Source organism: Arthrobacter sp. AG258 (genome assembly GCF_004364695.1).
In the GTDB taxonomy this organism is placed as follows: Bacteria; Actinomycetota; Actinomycetes; order Actinomycetales; family Micrococcaceae; genus Arthrobacter.
Map to the genome: position 1 here is coordinate 68,169 of NZ_SOBI01000012.1, position 16,286 is coordinate 84,454.

Below are 16,286 nucleotides of genomic sequence, written 5' to 3' on the forward strand. Positions count from 1 at the left end.
TCTCCGTTCGATTAGAGGAAGTTATTTGTTATCGCTAACACCAAGTGTGGGAATCATCGAGCCCATGCGGCTGCTGTGGGCCGGGGAAGTTCGGGTGGGCGTCAGGTTCCGGGAGGCCGGAACACCACACAGAAAAGGGCGAGTGCGGAAAGGAGTGCAGTGCCAGCGGCCAACATTGAGGTCGCTTCCGTGTTTGGCGGCATCTCTTCCGTATTGATGCCTCGAACAGCGCTACGAAAACGGCCCTTTCGCGTCGCGCTGATTACTGCCGCCAGTGCAACTGCCGCTCCGGTGAGGATGCCAATGTACCAATAGTGGAGTGGAAGCCAGCGCAGAAAAGCACACGCGATGACGAATAGGGACAGCGCAGTGCGCCTCCAGGCGAGGTCTGTGCGTTCTGGCTGGAGACCGCTGTCCTGATGGGCGGGGTGATGTTTGACCGGGGCCATGATCTAGGTCCACCTGGCAAGGAAGACAGAAATTAGGGTTGCGGTCACAACGGCGGCTCCCCCGGCAAGGAGTGGGGCGATCCAAGGTAACGGTAGTGGTGTTCCCCGCCGCATTGCACGCTCTATGTTGAGCCATCGAAAGAATGAGCCGCCTCCAAGGAGCAGGGCCAGGGCGAAAAGAAGCAGGGCGATCGTCTTGTGGATTGCAGGACTAAGGAAGCCAGCCAAGAAGGCGTCGACTGCGACCCCTCCTGCGAGAAGGGCGAGTGAAGTGCGTATCCATGCAAGGAAGGTTCGTTCATTTGCCAAACTGAAACGCGGGTCCGGTTCGCTGCCACCGGACAGCAGCAGGGTTGAAAGCCTGCCTCGGGCTGGCCTTGGCAGGGTTGAGTTGTTGTTGGGCAAGGTGGAAAGGCTTTCTCGGGCAAGCGGCGGGCGGTCAATTACAAGCGACGGTGCGGAATCCGCAGTTTCCGGTCGATGAATCAGGTGTGTTCGCGGTCCTGGCAGCAACCCGGTACCGGTTGCAATAAGAGTCGTGGCAGAGGTATGAGCCGCCGCGCATGACGCGGCCAGCTCCTATTGTTGGTCCTTGCGGGTTAACCCGCGGCGAATTGCGGTAGTACTTGGGGAGAAACCAGTCGCTGCACCACTCCCACACGTTTCCGGCGACTTCGTATAGGCCAAAGCCGTTCGGCGGGAATGAGCGGACGGGGGCAGTACCAAGGTAGCCGTCGTCAAGGGTGTTGTTCGTAGGGAAGGTTCCCTGCCAAATATTGCAGCGGTGGTCGCCGTCGGGAGCAAGATCGTTTCCCCAGGCGTAGCGTTTGCCCGCGAGTCCACCCCTGGCAGCGTATTCCCATTCCGCTTCTGTGGGTAAGCGACGGCCCGCCCAGCCGCAGTAAGCCAGCGCATCGTTGTGTGAGATGTGGACTGCCGGGTGATCCGGAATTGTCTTCCAGCTTGAGCCTGGTCCTGTTGGTTGGGCCCAGTACGCCCCGCGAATATTCAGCCACCAGGGAGCCGCGGGAGCGGCCGCAAGGACGTCGTCTCTGCTGGCGGTTGACAGCGTGTGAAAGACGGCGGAGCACCCGAATTGTTCCGCCTCCGTTCGGTAACCGGTAGCTAGGACGAACACGGAGAACATCCGATTTGTCACTGTTGTGGCATCGATTCTGAAGTCGTTCAAACTCACTTCATGGACCGGGGTTTCACCGTCGGCCACATAGCCTTCTCCAAAGGCATCGCCCATCATAAATGTGCCGCCGGGGATCGCTAAGTCCACATGAGCCGGCAACTCTGGCTTGCTCTTGAGGCTAGGCAGTGCGAGCCTTTCCGACGTGCGGTCGGTGGATCTGGAAGGCGTGCAGCACCCTGAGTGCGATGGCGAACAGGCGCCGGCGTCGGCACTGATGTTCATTGACGTGCGCTGGACCCGAATGGGTTCGGGCATATGACTCAGCCTTTCAGGTCTCAACGTTTGGGCTACTTCCGGCAGGAAGGTCTTTGATGCCGGTCACCTACGCGGGAATTTACACACGCTTTAGACAGCGAATGCTTCGTAGGCGTCGCCGACGTGTAGGCCAGGTGAAGGGCAACTTGCCGCTTTCGCCTCCACCTGGCCTACAAGGGGGTGTTAGGGATTTGCGAGTGTGACTGTTGATGGAACGGTGAAGTACTGACCGTACGTTGGGCTTGTTGGTGTTACGGCGTCCTCCCCTGTTGCGGTCGTCTTGGTTACCGCCAGATGCACGGTCTGTTGTGCCACGCCGGTGGGCCGAATGAAGTCGAAGCTGTGAGTGGCGCCGGTGCCTGTGACATTGGTCAGCGACGTGTTCGAGGACAAGTCCATTCCAATTTGGACTGTAGGAACGGCGGAGGCGTCGGGGAACTGTAAGCGGACGATATTCGGGAACGTCTTTCCAGTGTCGGGGTGGACGTGGATTCCGGTCGCCGAGTAGTTGTCCGTGTTGCCGCCAATGACTCCGCTCACCACTGATTCACCGGCACCGGGGCGGTCATCCCCGGATGTCTGCCGTATGTAACCGTTGACGTTGATATTGCTGACAGTGACGTTGCCTTGTGATTGCCCAGGCGACCATCCAAATTGGACAGCGGCGCCGCTGTTTTGAAGATCGACGCGGATATTTGAGGCCGATGCTCCGCTTAGTTTGGGCTTGATGGCGTCGTCAGCGACCTTGAGGTAGGACTTGGTGAGGCTTCCATTCGCGCCAATTTCAAACGCCCCGCCCCCACTGCCTCCAGGGCGGCTGGAGGAGACGCCAAATCCCGGGTTGACCACGATCATGTTTGTCATGACACCGCTCATGTTGCCCTGCAGGGGGCGCACAGCATTTTGCCCATCGCCGAAGATCGTGAAGTTGTGAAGGTTGATGGTGGCGTTGTTCGCCGACGATGCCTGAATTACCGAGTCGGGGTTTGAGGGCTGGCTGGTGTTGGGGACAAAGACGCCGACCAGTGCACTGGTGGTGTATCCGGGGGCGTTAACCGTGCCGCTGGCTCCGACGCTTACGGTGCCGTTGTCTCCGCCGGCCCGATTGTTGAAAAATGCGGCTCGCTTCGTCTGGGTGTTGACGTCGAGGTCGTCGTAGTCCTTGTTGGTTCCGTAGATATTGACGGTGCCGGCACTCGCGCTCACTCGGATGTTGGCTGCGACGATACCGTCGATGCGGTAGTCGCCAGGCTTGGCCAGAACCAGCGTCCGGATGCTGCTTAGCCATTGGACGCCGTCGGCGTCGCCGGAAGCGTTGTCGTTGTTGAACGCAGAGAGGCCGCCGGCTTGGATGATGGTCGGGGTGAGCGCAGAAGCCGGTGTCGCAGCGCTGAGACCTGACGCTGCAAGGAGGACGAGTCCTGCTGTGATGCTGGCTGTTCGTTTATTTCCCATGAGTTCTGAATTCCTGTTCAGTTGGCTGCGACGGTCACGCGCGGAGAAACGGAGAAGTATGGTGCGTAAGTTGGGTCGGTCGGGGTGATTTGAACGGTTCCGGTTGGGGTCTGCTGGGTTGCATTCAGCTGAACGGTCTGTTGGGTGAGTCCGTCGGGGCGGATGAACACGAAGCTGTGGGTTGCCCCTTTTCCGTTGACATTGGTGAATGTCGTGTTGGCGGCCAAGTCGAGTTGAAGCTGGATGTTGGGGATTGCTGGGTCCTGGGGGAATTGCAGGCGCACGATATTCGGGAAGGTTTTTCCTTCGTCCGGTTGTACGTGAATCCCCGTAGCCGTGTAGTTGTCTTCATTTCCGCCGATGACTCCACCGATGACACTTTCGCCCGCGCCGGGGCGTGTGTCGCCGTTGGCGGTTTGTTTCAGCCAGCCGTTCACGGTGACGTCGGTGACGGTAGCGTTTCCTTCGGCTTGAATGGGTGACCATCCGAACTGCACGGCTGCTCCGCTTTCCTGGAGCTGTACCCTGATGGCTTTGGCCTGGGATCCTGTCATTTTGGGTTTGATGGCGTCGTCGCCGACTTTGAGGAAGCTGTTCTGCAGAAGCCCATTGGTTCCGATCTCGACTCCGCCGCCTCCACTTCCACGTGGACGGCTGCTGGAAACTCCAAACGGGGGTGTGATGACGACCAAGTCCGACATGACTCCGTCAACGTTTCCGTAGAGGGGGCGCACTGCGTTTTGGCCGTCGCCAAGAATGGTGAAATTGTGCAGATTGATCGTGGCCTGATTGGTTTGGGAGGCCTGGATTACTGAGTCGGGGTTGGTCGGGTCGATGGGATTGTTGATGAAGACGCCCGTTAAAACACTTGACCGGTAACCGGGAGCATCGACGTCCCCATCAGGTCCTACTGCGACGTTTCCTTGATCGCCGCCTTTGCGCATGTTGAAGAACGAAGCCCGCTCGGTCTCGGTGTCGAAGTCCTGATCGGAGACGTTTTTGTTGACACCGTAGATGTTCACGGTTCCCGGAGCCGAATCGATACGAATGTTCGCTGCGACGACGCCGGCGATCTTGTAGTTTCCAGGCTGGTTGATCACCAGCGTATGAAGGTCAGGAAGCCATTGAACTCCATCCTGGTCCCCGGCTTCGTTATCCCGGTTGAAGGAGGCAAGGTTTCCTTGGGTGAAGGTAGTGTGCACTCCCGTTTCGGATGAGTGAGGCGGAGGATCAGTGAGCGCAACGGCTGCGGTGGCTGTACCAAATGGAATTACGGAGGTTAGAGAAAAAGCGGTGATGCAGGCAAATCGTCTGGTTTTGCGCATGGCAAACGCCTCTCTGCGTCTTCGACGCGATTCCCGTTAGGTGATTCCTAAACGTGGTCTTTGGGTGCCGGGCCCGTGCTTCCCCGGACAATGAGCTTGGCTTTGGGTGCGGCGGATTCGCCTGGAGCGCCGACGAGTGCACGGACGGCCGCGGAACCCAGGTTGACGAAATCCTGGTCGATGGTCGTTAGACCCGGTTCCCAGAACTCCGCGTGCGGGTGGTTATCAAAACCGATGACGCTGATGTCTTCAGGCACCCGCTTCCCGGAGGTCTGAAATGCACGGATGACGCCGAAGGCGATTTCATCATTGCCGCAAAGGACGGCGGTGGCAGTGGGATCTCGGACGAGGTCCAGCCCAGCGTCAAAACCAGAACGGATGGTCCACGCGGCTGTGATAATTCCGGGAATCGGCGCGCCGGCATCTTCAAGAGCTTCCTGCCAGCCGGAGGTACGGCCAATAAGTTCAGGAGTTGGGTGTGTGGCAACGTAGTGAACAGTGCGATGCCCGAGAGCAAGAAGGTATTCAGTGGCCTTTCGGCCGCCCTCATAGTCGTCTAAACGAACCTGCGGGTGCTCCTGATCCAAGTGGGATGTCACGGCAAGTGAGTTGATGTCATTCCTGATCAAGCCAAGGGCACGGCGGGCAGTGGGGTCGAAGTCAATCACCAGCACACCTGCCGTTGGCTGGCTGGTTGCCAGATCTATGGTGCGCTCAAGATCACCGCTGGCAGCCCCATCCAGCACCGTTATCGCAACCATGTACCCCAAATCGCGGCCCGCCTGCTCAATCCCCTGCAGAGTATTGGCATAGCCCAGGCGGGTCGTGTTTGTGGTCAGGACAGAAATTAGGGACTTCTTCCCTCCACCGAGTTGTCGTGCGGCGCCGTTGGGCCGGTAATCCAGCTCATGGATCGCCCTTTCGACGGCCTCGCGTTTAGCAGCGCTGACTGGCGTGGACCCGGTCAAATATCTCGAGACCGTCGGGATGGACACTCCAGCCAAGGCCGCGACATCGCTGATGGTCGCCCTCCGCGCAACCTGCGCCGATACCGTCATGTCTGCTCCCTTTGTTAGCGCCACTGCCTCCGACAGCCACTCTACGGGACGAAAACCGGTTTTGAAAGCAATTTCATGAAATTGCTTTCAAAGCCCTTACGCCTGTGCTAGCTTGGGCTTCAGTTGCTCACTGGTGTGATCTAGCAGACATTGGTGAAAGTGCTTTCAGGTTGATCCATTCCCCAGACCAAACTCGAAACAGAAGGAATAACGATGAAGTTATCGAGGCTTATAGCTGCGGCTGCCGCCGGCGTTATTGCGTTGACCGGTATGACTGCGTGCTCGAATTCGGCGTCCGCCCCCGCCTCTGACGAGGAGGTGACTCTTACCTACAGCATGTGGCAGCAGGACCAGGTGGCTACCTTCGAGAAGATGTTCGATGAGTTCCACAAGGAGAACCCGAAGATCAACGTCAAGATCCAGTTGACGGGCTTCGCGCAGTATTTCTCCAAACTGCAAAATGAGGCTAGTAACGACACGCTTCCCGACGTCTTCTGGCTCAACCCCTACAACTTCCCGTTGTATGCATCGCAGGGAGTGATTGCACCGATCGACGAGAAGGTTAAAGCCTCCGGCTTTGACGCCAGCCAGATCCCGGAGAACATGCGGGACATCTACACCTGGGATCAGAAGCTGTACTCGCTGCCGAACAACCGCGACGCCATCACTGTCTGGTACAACAAGAAGCTGTTCGATGCCGCCGGCATTGCCTACCCTGATCCCTCCTGGACGTGGGACGACTTTCGTTCCATCGCCAAGAAGCTGACGAATAAGTCAGCTGGAGTATGGGGAACGGCATCCTCTCTGGACCAGGGGCACGTGTCGGTGCAGACGACCGTTCCTCAGGCCGGCGGCTATGTGCTCTCAGAGGATAAGACCAAAACAGGGTTTGGCGAAAAGGAAGCACAGCAGGGAATTCAGTTCTGGACAGACCTCGTCGCGGACGGTTCCTCCCCAACGCTGTCCGACCTCGCGCAAACAGACATGAACAGTCTGTTCCTCTCCGGCAAGATGGGCATGCTGTACCAGGGCTCATGGTTTGCTAGCCAGTACGGTCAGACGCAGTTGGCAAAGGACGGATCCATCGGTGTCGTCACCGTCCCGCACGGACCCAAGAGCAACGGAACGCCCAGTTCTTCACTCGGCAACGTTATGCCGGCCAAAGCCAAACACCCGGAAGAGTCCTACAAACTCATCCAGTTCCTGGGCTCTAAGACCGCCGCCGAAATCTACTCCAAGGACGGTATCGGACTCACTGCTTACCCCTCGACCGACAGCAACTACGTCGGCAAATTCAATGGCCTCTTTGATCTCAAGCCCGTCACGGCAGCCGTGGAGGAAGCCTTCCCCCTGCCCGCCTCACTGAATTCATCAGCGTGGCTTAAATCCATCGTGGATGACCTCACGCCGGCTTTCGAACAGAAGGCATCAGTCGCAGACGCGTCAGCAAAGCTCGCGAAGGACATGCAGGGCCAGCTGGATCAAGAAAAGAACCTCAAGAAGTAGAAGACTATGACGTCTACCCCATTACTAGAACCAAGGCGACGAAATCCGCGAAAGGCCCGGCGTCAGGAAGCCATAGCAGGCCTGCTGTTCATCGCCCCGCTTTTCGCCGGCGTGACCGTCCTGAACTTCTACCCGATCGTGCGCAACACCTACCTGTCGCTGACAAAGACAGGCGTCTTTACGGGCGAGACTTTTATCTGGTTAGACCAGTACATAAAGCTCTTCCAAGATCCACAGATGTGGCAAGCAGTCCTCAACACGCTCCTGTACGGTGTTATCGGGCTGCTTGGAATCCCCATCTCTGTGGTCATCGCGGGGCTGTTGAATCGACCGGGACTGCGCTTCCAAAGCGGATACCGCGTCCTGTACTTCCTTCCCGTTGTGACGATGCCTGTTGCCATCGCGATGATCTGGAAGCTCCTCTACAACGGCGACTACGGCCTGATTAATCAGTTTCTCGGTATCTTCGGTGCGCCTAACATCCAGTGGCTGACAGATCCCCGGTTTGTCATCGCGGCCATCGGCCTGGTGGGGGTCTGGGCCTCAATCGGTCACCACGTTGTTCTGATCCTTGCCGGGCTGCAGGGCGTACCGGATGAATTGCTCGAGGCCGCCACCCTTGATGGCGCAAGTCCCATGCGACGGTTTTTCTCCATCAGCGTCCCGATAACCAGCCCCACGATTTTCCTGGTATCGGTACTGACGGTCATCGGCTCCCTGCAGACGTTTGACCTGGTATTCATCATGATGGGACCGGCAAACCCCGCCATCGAATCCGCGCAAACCATTGTCTACTACTTCTACGAACACGGTGTGATCCTCCATGACCGCGGCTACGCCGCAGCAATCGTCACTATCCTGCTGCTGCTGACCATGAGTCTGACTGCCGTCCAGTTCGCCCTGCAGAAACGGTGGGTCCACTATGAGTCTTGATCTCCCAACCAGGCGTTCTACTGTCTTGCCAAGCGCAGAGAATGCTGCGCAGCGTACAAGGCGCCGTAACGGCATGTTTTGGACCCATGCCGCGTTGATTCTCGGCGCTGTGGTGATGTGTTTTCCGTTCCTGTGGCAGGTACTTACGTCGTTCAAGACCATTGACGAAGCGCTTCTTGTGCCTCCTCAGTTGCTCCCCGCGCAGTGGAATTTCACCAATTACGAGAAGGCACTTACCGCGCTTCCATTCGGGGCGCTGGTCGCCAACTCGGTGGCCTCTGTCCTCGTGCGGACCGCGTTCCAGGTAGCGTTCTGTTCAATGGCTGGCTATGCGTTTGCGCGGCTGCGGTTCCCCTTCCGGAACACGCTCTTCCTGGCATTGCTGGCCATCATGATGGTGCCGCGGGAACTGTATATGCTCCCGCAAACGGAGATCATGAAGGGCCTCGGACTGCTCAACACCGTTCCTGGACTTATAGCTCCCGGACTGTTTAGCGCCTTCGGAACGTTCCTAATGCGCCAATTTTTCCGGAGCCTCCCGCCGTCGCTGGAAGAGGCGGCAAAGCTGGACGGTGCAGGGTTCTTCCGCACCTTTTTCTCCATCATGATGCCGCTGGCCCGGCCCGGAATGATCGCACTCGCCATTTTCACGGCCCTGTTTTCCTGGAATGAACTGCTCTGGCCACTGGTCGTCAACTCCGGAACGGACAAACTGAACCTTTCGGCGGGGCTTTCGACCCTCATCGGCCAAGGCATTACCGATTACCCGATGCTCATGGCCGGATCGTTCATTGCAGAGCTGCCAATGGTTATCTTGTTCCTGGTCCTGCAGCGGCGTTTCATCTCCGGCATTGCCTTCACGGGAACACGTTAGTGGCACTCCCCCATGCTCCCGAAAGGAACAAATGAACACGAACGTCCTGATCTTCATGACAGATCAACAGCGCGGAGCAACCGTACTGCCCGAACATCGCCTTAAAGCAAGGACTCCCTTTCTAGACGCATTCCGGCAACGCGCGGCAACGTTTGCCCGGTCATACACTCCGTCGCCGCATTGCTGTCCCTCACGAGCCAGCTTCTTCACCGGCCTCTACCCGTCAGAACACGGTGTATGGAACAACGTCAACCTCACGAATGCGTTCAGCAGAGGGCCTCGGGAAGGGACAGCCTATTGGTCCAGCTCCTTCATTCGCGCGGGATATGAGCTCGCAATCAGCGGCAAGTGGCATGTCAGCAATGCCCAACGGCCGTCTGAACTCGGGTGGCGGGAACTTATGGTCTCCCCGCCCATGCCGCCAAAGCCCTGCACCCTGGAGGGCCAGCGGGATCTCGCCCGCGCCCAGGAAATCCGCAACGACTGGAAAGGCCCCAGCCCTAGCAGCCCGCAGGACCGGATCGACGGCGAAATTATCCGCCCCGGATTTCCCCAGTACATCCACTACGGAGTCAAGGAACATCCCTGGCAGGACGATGCCGTCGTGGACCAGGCAGAAGCCTACATTCGGGGTGAAGCCGGCACCGGCGACAAGCCCTGGCTGCTCTACGTCGGCACCATGGGACCGCACGACCCGTACACTCCCCCACAACGGTTCCTGGACATGTACAACCTTGACGACATCGAGCTGCCTGAAAACTTCGCCGATCCCATGGCGGACAAGCCAACCATGTACCGGCGGACACGTGACCGCTTTGACCAACTCTCCGAAAGGGAGCAGCGGGAGACCATCCGTCACTACCTGGCCTTCTGCAGTTACGAAGACTACCTGTTCGGGCGTCTGCTCGACGCCCTGGACGAAAGCGGAGCCAGCGATAACACCGCAGTCCTGTACCTCTCCGACCACGGCGACTACACCGGGGATCACGGACTGTGGTGCAAAGGACTGCCATCTTTCGAATCCGCCTACCACATCCCTACAGTCATCAGCTGGCCGGGAATGCCGACGGAAGTGCAGGGCACCATCTGCAATTCAAAAATTTCGCTAGTAGACATGGGGCCGACACTGCTCGACATGTCCGGCCTCGAACCAACGACACCTATGTCCGGGATATCGCTCGCCCCCCTGCTTACCGGCAAGCACCAAGGGGAGATCCGCGACGAGCTGTTCTTCCAATCCAACGGAAATGAAGCGTACGGCATCCAACGAATCGTTGTGACCGACCGATGGAAGCTCGTATGCAACCTGTTTGACGACGATGAGCTTTACGACCTGGGAACAGATCCCGACGAAATGAACAACCTGCTGCACACCCGCACCGACGCCAGGAGGACCGAGGTCGGCCCCCTCGACGTCATCCCCGAAAACCTCCACGCCGTCGTCAAAGAGCTTTATCAGCGGGTATGGAACAACGCTCTCCGCTACAACGACGAAATTTTCAACCAATACATTTTCACGGCGCTTTCCTCCTACGGGCCCACGATCGTGGACCAGGCCCAAGCCCATAACGCCTGACATGAACGCAGAACAGAAAGACTCAAGGAACGAAACAATGACCCTCGCACAAACACCGCCACGGGGATGGAACAGCTGGGACTCCTACGGAGCGAGCATAAATGAGGACGAGTTCCTCGCGAACGCCCACGTCCTCGCCACGGAACTCCTTCCCTTCGGATGGGACACAGCCGTAGTAGACATTCAGTGGTACGAACCCCACGCCAAGGACTCCTTTTACCGCCCGTTCGTTCCTCTGGAAATGGACGAGTACTCCCGGCTCATCCCTGCCGGGGTTCGCTTTCCCTCCGCTTCTGGGACTGAGGGTTTCGCGCCTCTGGCACGTAAAACCCATGAACTTGGCCTGAAATTCGGGATCCACATTATGCGCGGGATCCCCCGCCAGGCGGTACATCAGGGAACTGCCATCGAAGGGACAGACGTCACCGCACGCGATATCGCAGCCCGAGCCGACATCTGCACCTGGAACACCGACATGTACGGGATCGACGCCAGCAAGCCCGGTGCCCAGGAATACTACGACTCGCTCTTCCGTCTCTACGCCTCTTGGGGAGTTGACTTCGTCAAAGTCGATGACATCCTCCTTCCCTACCACCAGGGAGAAATCACCCTGATACGCCGGGCAATCGAACGCTGCGGCAGACCGATGGTCCTCAGCCTCTCCTGCGGACCCACCGAGGTGGAGCAAGCCGGGCATCTGATTGCCAACGCCGAGATGTGGCGCACCACAGCTGATTTCTGGGACCGGTGGGCAGACCTTCACGAGGCATTCGATACCTGTGCACGATGGGCTCCCCATGCAGGACCGGGGCACTGGCCGGACGCTGATATGCTCCCCCTTGGCTACATCGGACTTCGGTCGGGAGACGGCGGAATCAGGGACCGCCACACACGCTTTACACGCGCTGAACAAAGAACCCTCATGAGTCTTTGGGCCATTGCCGGCTCACCCCTCATGCTGGGCTCGGACTTGACCCGTCTCGATGACTGGACAAAATCTCTGCTGACCAATGAAGCAGTTCTAGATGTAAACGCACGCGGACGCAACGCACGAGAAGTGACACGTGAGAACAACGTCGTGATCTGGGCCGCCAACCTGGACGACAACCAGGTTGTCGGCGTGTTCAACCTCGACAAAGAAGACCGCACTATCGCCCTCGACCCAGCAATCTTCGATATCAAAGACCTCACCTCTGCGGAAGACCTCTGGAACGGGAAGAGCGCCCTCACCAACGCTGCCGCAGCGATTCAAGTAGATGTTCCCGCCCATGGCGGAACACTGATTCGCATCTCCTGAGTCAAGGCCGGGGGCGGCGACCCCTGCCGACCGTCCCCGGCATCTGACATCAACAGAGCTCCGACTCAGCTATGCGCTTCCCACGGAAACCGGCCGCGGGTCGTGGTGAGGAAAGAATCTATGAAAAACGCCAACAGCGCTCCAGACCGACGCAGCACGATGAAGCCAAGGACATCATCAACTAGTTCTAAAAGCGGGAACCAGAGCGCGGAACAACCCGATCTAGTCATAACTATCAAGGCGATCGATCGGGCCACCAGAGACCGTGATCTTGAAGCGGCCGAACGCGTCGCAATAGCCCATGCCGTTGCCCATAAAACGAGGGGAGTTCTGATCCTCCGTCACAGTCCAGAGCTGTTCACCGTGCAGCTCAGCGATGAGGTTCCCTACGGACAAACACGGGAGCGGAACCTCCAGTCACAGTCCTGACCAAGTGTCAGTACCACTAATCAAAAGCCAAGGCAACTGGAGTTAAGCCGCTGCTGCACCCTTGAACTCGATCAGATGCGCCTCTGCTCAGGGCGGATTCCGGGTGATTGATCACCTGTTGAAAAGACTGGCATCCGAACCCATTCAAGGTTGAGTGCGCTTCCGGTGCCTATGGCTAGGGCCAACATGGCGAATATCTCAGCATTGACCCAGAGTTCAAATCCCTCAGCGGCATTCAAAAGCACCCGACCTTCCACTCCTTCAGCGGCCAGCCATACGGCAGAGTTATCAGGCATGGCCTGTTGGACACGTGCCAGTCGTATCGGCTGGCCCCCTCTTCGCACCTCAACCGTCACCCCCACCAGCTGGCTCCATTCTGAGTACCGAAACACGCACTTATCCTTTTCTGAGAACAAAAAGAGGACGAAGTTGGCTGACAGTACGACTGTCTGACAGGCTGTCTAACATTGGTATCGTCCTGGTTTTTGGTGGGAAGGGGACACGGATTATGAGCGTCAAGCGGATAACGGTCACGGAGCAGCTGATTAATGAGGTACGGGCGCAGATCCTCCGCCGGGAAATGCTTCCGGGCCAGCCCGTAACCGAGGATGCGATTGCGGCAAAGATGGGTGTTTCGCGGCCGACCATGCGCCACGCGTTGGTGGCTTTGGAGAGTGAAGGCCTGCTGAGCAGAAGCGCCACCAACCGGGTTCTTCGGGTCACTCAGCTCTCGGCAGCAGACATCCGCCAGGCCTATCGTGCGCGCCGTGTGTTGGAGCTGTCAGGTATAGATGCCGTGGCCGATGCACCTCAAGCGAGACTTGACGACTTCTGGCGGGTTATCTCCGAGATAGAGCAGGCTGTGGCAGGTGAAACGGCAGACATCCAAGTGACCTCAGATTTCAAGATGCATGAATCGATTGTGGACCTGCTCGACTCTCCCGATTTGTCAGCGCTGGAGCTTCAGTTGCTGACCAGGCTCCGCCTCACCGCCATCGATTTGGCCTACGAAGATGAGTGGCAGTCTCTGATTACCGCGAACAGGCGTCTGTGTGAACTGATTACAACACGACAAGTGGCAGAGGCAAGGAAAGAACTGGGTCGGCGGCTGGCTGAATCGGAAAGGCTTGCTCTTCAATCTGTTCGCCAGCCGTAGTCTTGACATGAGTGAGCGGCCGGCGCCCATCGCATGGATGCGGGCCGGCCACTATTCATGCAACGTAGGACGTTATTTCGGCTACATCCAATCCTGCGAGTTCGAGTTTCTCTAGCGTGCGTCCCTCTTTTCGGAAGTCAACCCTGATGAGGGATGAAGCTAGTTCGATAACGGCGTCCATCAGGGGTGTCTGCACGTTGACGGCCCTGCCGAATTCCGACAGCGGGACGAGTCCTGTCGCTACGTCTTCGGTCAGGTAGCGGGTTTGCAGGTTGGTGGGTCCGGAGATGCCACGGTATGCGTTGTTTCCGTGCACGGCCTCATACAGGTTCTCGGAGTCCCGCCCGTAGCTGTCTTTGTACCACTGGGCTAATGACTGGACGGTGACTCCGAAGGCTTTTGCTATCTCCAGGCGCTCGTTGTCCAGTTGCTCCACGAGGGTTGCCACTGCTGGGGTGATGCCCTCCAAGTAGTACTGGAACGGGGAGCCGGCGTCGCAGCGTGCGGCGTTCAAGACGGTGGGCAGCGGGTGCATCATGGCGTTGATGTTCGTCAGGCTGGTGCAGAGGACGTTATCCACGGCGCTAAATTGGGGCAGGGCGAAGCTGATCTGTTCTTGTGCCCAGCTGGTCATTGACGCGGGAACACAGGCGAAGTCCATTGTTTCCTTGATGGCATTGACAGTCACATCGCCGGGGGCATCGCTGCGGCAGGTGAAAAGCATATTGCTGGTCTCACCCACGGTTGCCTCGGCTCCTCCGTGCCTGCGGAGGATACTCCGGAACTCCAGCGCCCCTCCGGTGGCACCTGGGTTGAGGATGACCAGCTGACCCTTTGTGAGGTGGGCAGACATTTTCTCCGCCAGGGATGCGTGATACATGGCGGGGATCACGACCAGGATCACGTCAGCGCCTCGAATAGCGGCACCTAAATCTGGTGTCAGCAGGTCAATGACGGCAGTTCCGCACAGTCCGTCACCGTGCGCGGTGATGCTGCCCCTCGTCTTGATCTGTTCGATGCGTTGGGGATCGACGTCCCATGCCTGGACGCTTTGTCCTTTCAGGCTGAGGTAAGCGGCGAACGCGTGGCCTCCGTTGCCGAGGCCGAGCACTGCGTATGTCTTTTGATCAGTCATTGGTCTTTGTTCCTTGAAGTTAGAAGGGGCCGACGCGAAGCATCTCGGCGATCATTGCCAGCACGATCACGGTGCCGAGCAGGATCACGGTCAGTGGCCAGATGAACCGGAACCATTTGCCGAAGGGGACGCGGGCGAGACCGAGCGCGGCCATCAGAACGGAGTAGCTCGGTAGGATCAGGTTCGTAATGCCGTCCCCGAATTGGTAGGCAATCACGGCGGTTTGCCGCTGGACCTCAAGCAGGTCGGCCAGCGGGGTCATGATGGGCATCGTGACGACCGCCATGGCGGAGGAACTGGGGATTACGAGGTTGATCAGGCTCTGGACCACGACCATGAGTCCCGGCACAAGGATTCCGGGAACGGCCGCCAGGGGCTGAACCAGTGCATTAATTAGGGAGTCAATAACCTGACCCTGCTCAAGGATGATCTGTACCGCTCGAGCGAATCCGACCAGGAGGGCTGCGAACAGTAGCTGCCGCGAGCCGTCAATGAATCCATCGGCGATTTCGCTGGCTTTGAGCCTGGAAGCAAGACCGATCAGGAGTCCCACGAGGATGAAGTAGCCGGTCAGCTGGGGAAGGCCCCATTTCCAAACGAGCATGGATACAACCATGAAGACAATTGCCAGGCCAAAGATGATGAGAGAGGCCTTCTGCCGGCCGGTCATGACGATGCTCTGGGGATCTTCGGGCATCTCGACGTCGCTGAAGTCGAGATGGGAAACAAGACTCTTGGAAGGGTCCTTCTTGATCTTTGATGCGTAACGGAAGATGTATACCGCCGTAATGCAGAACAGAACCACAGCAGCTATGATCCGGAACCAACTGCCTGAGTACAGGGGCAGCTCGGCAATGTTCTGAGCGATGGCTACGTTGAAGGGGCCTGTGACCGAACCGGCGTATCCAATGGCCGTAGCGCATACTACGACAGCGACAGCCAAAAGGGCGTCGTAACCCATGGCAATCGCTAGCATCACCATGAACGGCACGAAGATGATTCCCTGCTCGGCGAAACCGAAGGAAGCCGAGCAAGCAAACAAAACGGCGAAGATGAAGATGAACGACCACTTTTCGTACGCCTTCCCATGGAACCGGGTGATGACTTTCGCCATCAAAGCCGTCACACCTCCACCTTGACTCAACAACCCGAAGCAGCCGCCGACGGCAAGGATGAAGAAGATGATCGAACTGGCCGAGACCAGCCCGCTCTGGATGTGAAGGAAAACGTCCCACGGTCCAACAGGGGTCTGTTCCACAGCGTGATACGTGCCCGGTACCACCGCTTTGACGTTAGTCGATGGATTGATCTGACGGTCGAAAACTCCGGCAGGAATCAGCCACGTCGCGATTGCGGCCAAGACGATGATCACGGCTACAACGACGTAGGCGTTCAAATCTCCGCGCGGCTGTTGTTGCTCCCGATCTGTTTGCACGACTTCGCTCGTGAAACTTTCTGTGCTCATTGGGTCTGCCTTTTCAAAGCGTATTGGGTTCAGTTGGCAGTCGTGAGCCACGTCACGTCCTAGCCAGTCCTGAGTATACTGTCAGACAGTTTTACAGGTGTCAATGACGCCTTGGAGGGAGAGCTGAATGCTGCAGTCTGCGGGCACGAGCACACTCAAATGCCCATCCATGCAC

Annotated in this window: 14 protein-coding genes; 6 read left to right on the forward strand and 8 right to left on the reverse strand. The window is 58.0% G+C overall.

Annotated elements, in window-relative coordinates:
* Positions 1 to 101 precede the first annotated feature (101 nt).
* From DFO47_RS20035 to DFO47_RS20060, 6 genes are all read right to left on the reverse strand, one after another.
* Positions 102 to 449, reverse strand: coding sequence for a DUF202 domain-containing protein (locus DFO47_RS20035; RefSeq protein ID WP_133832776.1), 348 nt, complete (start codon positions 447 to 449; stop codon positions 102 to 104).
* Between the two features lie 3 nt (positions 450 to 452).
* Positions 453 to 962 carry a DUF202 domain-containing protein gene (locus DFO47_RS20040; protein WP_347876412.1) on the reverse strand — a complete coding sequence of 170 codons (510 nt, stop codon included), beginning with the start codon at positions 960 to 962 and terminating at the stop codon, positions 453 to 455.
* A complete protein-coding gene (locus DFO47_RS20045) occupies positions 889 to 1,869 on the reverse strand; it encodes a formylglycine-generating enzyme family protein (protein WP_133832778.1) in 981 nt (326 codons plus the stop codon). Before DFO47_RS20045 ends, DFO47_RS20040 begins: the two co-directional genes overlap by 74 nt.
* Before the next feature lie 216 nt (positions 1,870 to 2,085).
* On the reverse strand, positions 2,086 to 3,357 hold the full coding sequence (locus tag DFO47_RS20050; protein ID WP_133832779.1) for a hypothetical protein: 1,272 nt from the start codon (positions 3,355 to 3,357) through the stop codon (positions 2,086 to 2,088).
* Positions 3,358 to 3,374: 17 nt separating this feature from the next.
* Positions 3,375 to 4,682, reverse strand: a complete 1,308-nt coding sequence (locus tag DFO47_RS20055) for a hypothetical protein (protein ID WP_133832780.1) — start codon at positions 4,680 to 4,682, stop codon at positions 3,375 to 3,377.
* Between the two features lie 47 nt (positions 4,683 to 4,729).
* Positions 4,730 to 5,740, reverse strand: a complete 1,011-nt coding sequence (locus DFO47_RS20060; RefSeq protein WP_133832781.1) for a LacI family DNA-binding transcriptional regulator — start codon at positions 5,738 to 5,740, stop codon at positions 4,730 to 4,732.
* A 213-nt stretch (positions 5,741 to 5,953) separates the two neighbouring features.
* Between DFO47_RS20060 and DFO47_RS20065 the strand changes: the two genes are divergently transcribed.
* The 6 genes from DFO47_RS20065 (at position 5,954) to DFO47_RS20090 (ending at position 13,511) form a co-directional block, all read left to right on the forward strand.
* Positions 5,954 to 7,246, forward strand: a complete 1,293-nt coding sequence (locus DFO47_RS20065; RefSeq protein ID WP_133832782.1) for a sugar ABC transporter substrate-binding protein — start codon at positions 5,954 to 5,956, stop codon at positions 7,244 to 7,246.
* A 6-nt stretch (positions 7,247 to 7,252) separates the two neighbouring features.
* Positions 7,253 to 8,179 carry a sugar ABC transporter permease gene (locus tag DFO47_RS20070; RefSeq protein WP_133832783.1) on the forward strand — a complete coding sequence of 309 codons (927 nt, stop codon included), beginning with the start codon at positions 7,253 to 7,255 and terminating at the stop codon, positions 8,177 to 8,179.
* Positions 8,169 to 9,053, forward strand: a complete 885-nt coding sequence (locus tag DFO47_RS20075; protein WP_243835566.1) for a carbohydrate ABC transporter permease — start codon at positions 8,169 to 8,171, stop codon at positions 9,051 to 9,053. Before DFO47_RS20070 ends, DFO47_RS20075 begins: the two co-directional genes overlap by 11 nt.
* 31 nt (positions 9,054 to 9,084) lie before the next feature.
* On the forward strand, positions 9,085 to 10,629 hold the full coding sequence (locus DFO47_RS20080) for a sulfatase-like hydrolase/transferase (protein ID WP_133832784.1): 1,545 nt from the start codon (positions 9,085 to 9,087) through the stop codon (positions 10,627 to 10,629).
* 37 nt (positions 10,630 to 10,666) lie between these two features.
* Positions 10,667 to 11,926, forward strand: a complete 1,260-nt coding sequence (locus tag DFO47_RS20085) for a glycoside hydrolase family 27 protein (RefSeq protein ID WP_133832785.1) — start codon at positions 10,667 to 10,669, stop codon at positions 11,924 to 11,926.
* 937 nt (positions 11,927 to 12,863) lie between these two features.
* Positions 12,864 to 13,511, forward strand: a complete 648-nt coding sequence (locus DFO47_RS20090) for a GntR family transcriptional regulator (protein WP_133832786.1) — start codon at positions 12,864 to 12,866, stop codon at positions 13,509 to 13,511.
* A 55-nt stretch (positions 13,512 to 13,566) separates the two neighbouring features.
* Here DFO47_RS20090 and DFO47_RS20095 read toward each other — a convergent pair whose 3' ends face one another.
* Together DFO47_RS20095 and DFO47_RS20100 are read right to left on the reverse strand one after the other, a co-directional pair.
* Positions 13,567 to 14,646, reverse strand: a complete 1,080-nt coding sequence (locus DFO47_RS20095; protein WP_133832787.1) for an NAD/NADP-dependent octopine/nopaline dehydrogenase family protein — start codon at positions 14,644 to 14,646, stop codon at positions 13,567 to 13,569.
* 19 nt (positions 14,647 to 14,665) lie between these two features.
* Complete coding sequence (locus DFO47_RS20100; protein WP_133832788.1) at positions 14,666 to 16,111, reverse strand: AbgT family transporter; 1,446 nt, start codon at positions 16,109 to 16,111, stop codon at positions 14,666 to 14,668.
* Positions 16,112 to 16,286: the final 175 nt, after the last annotated feature.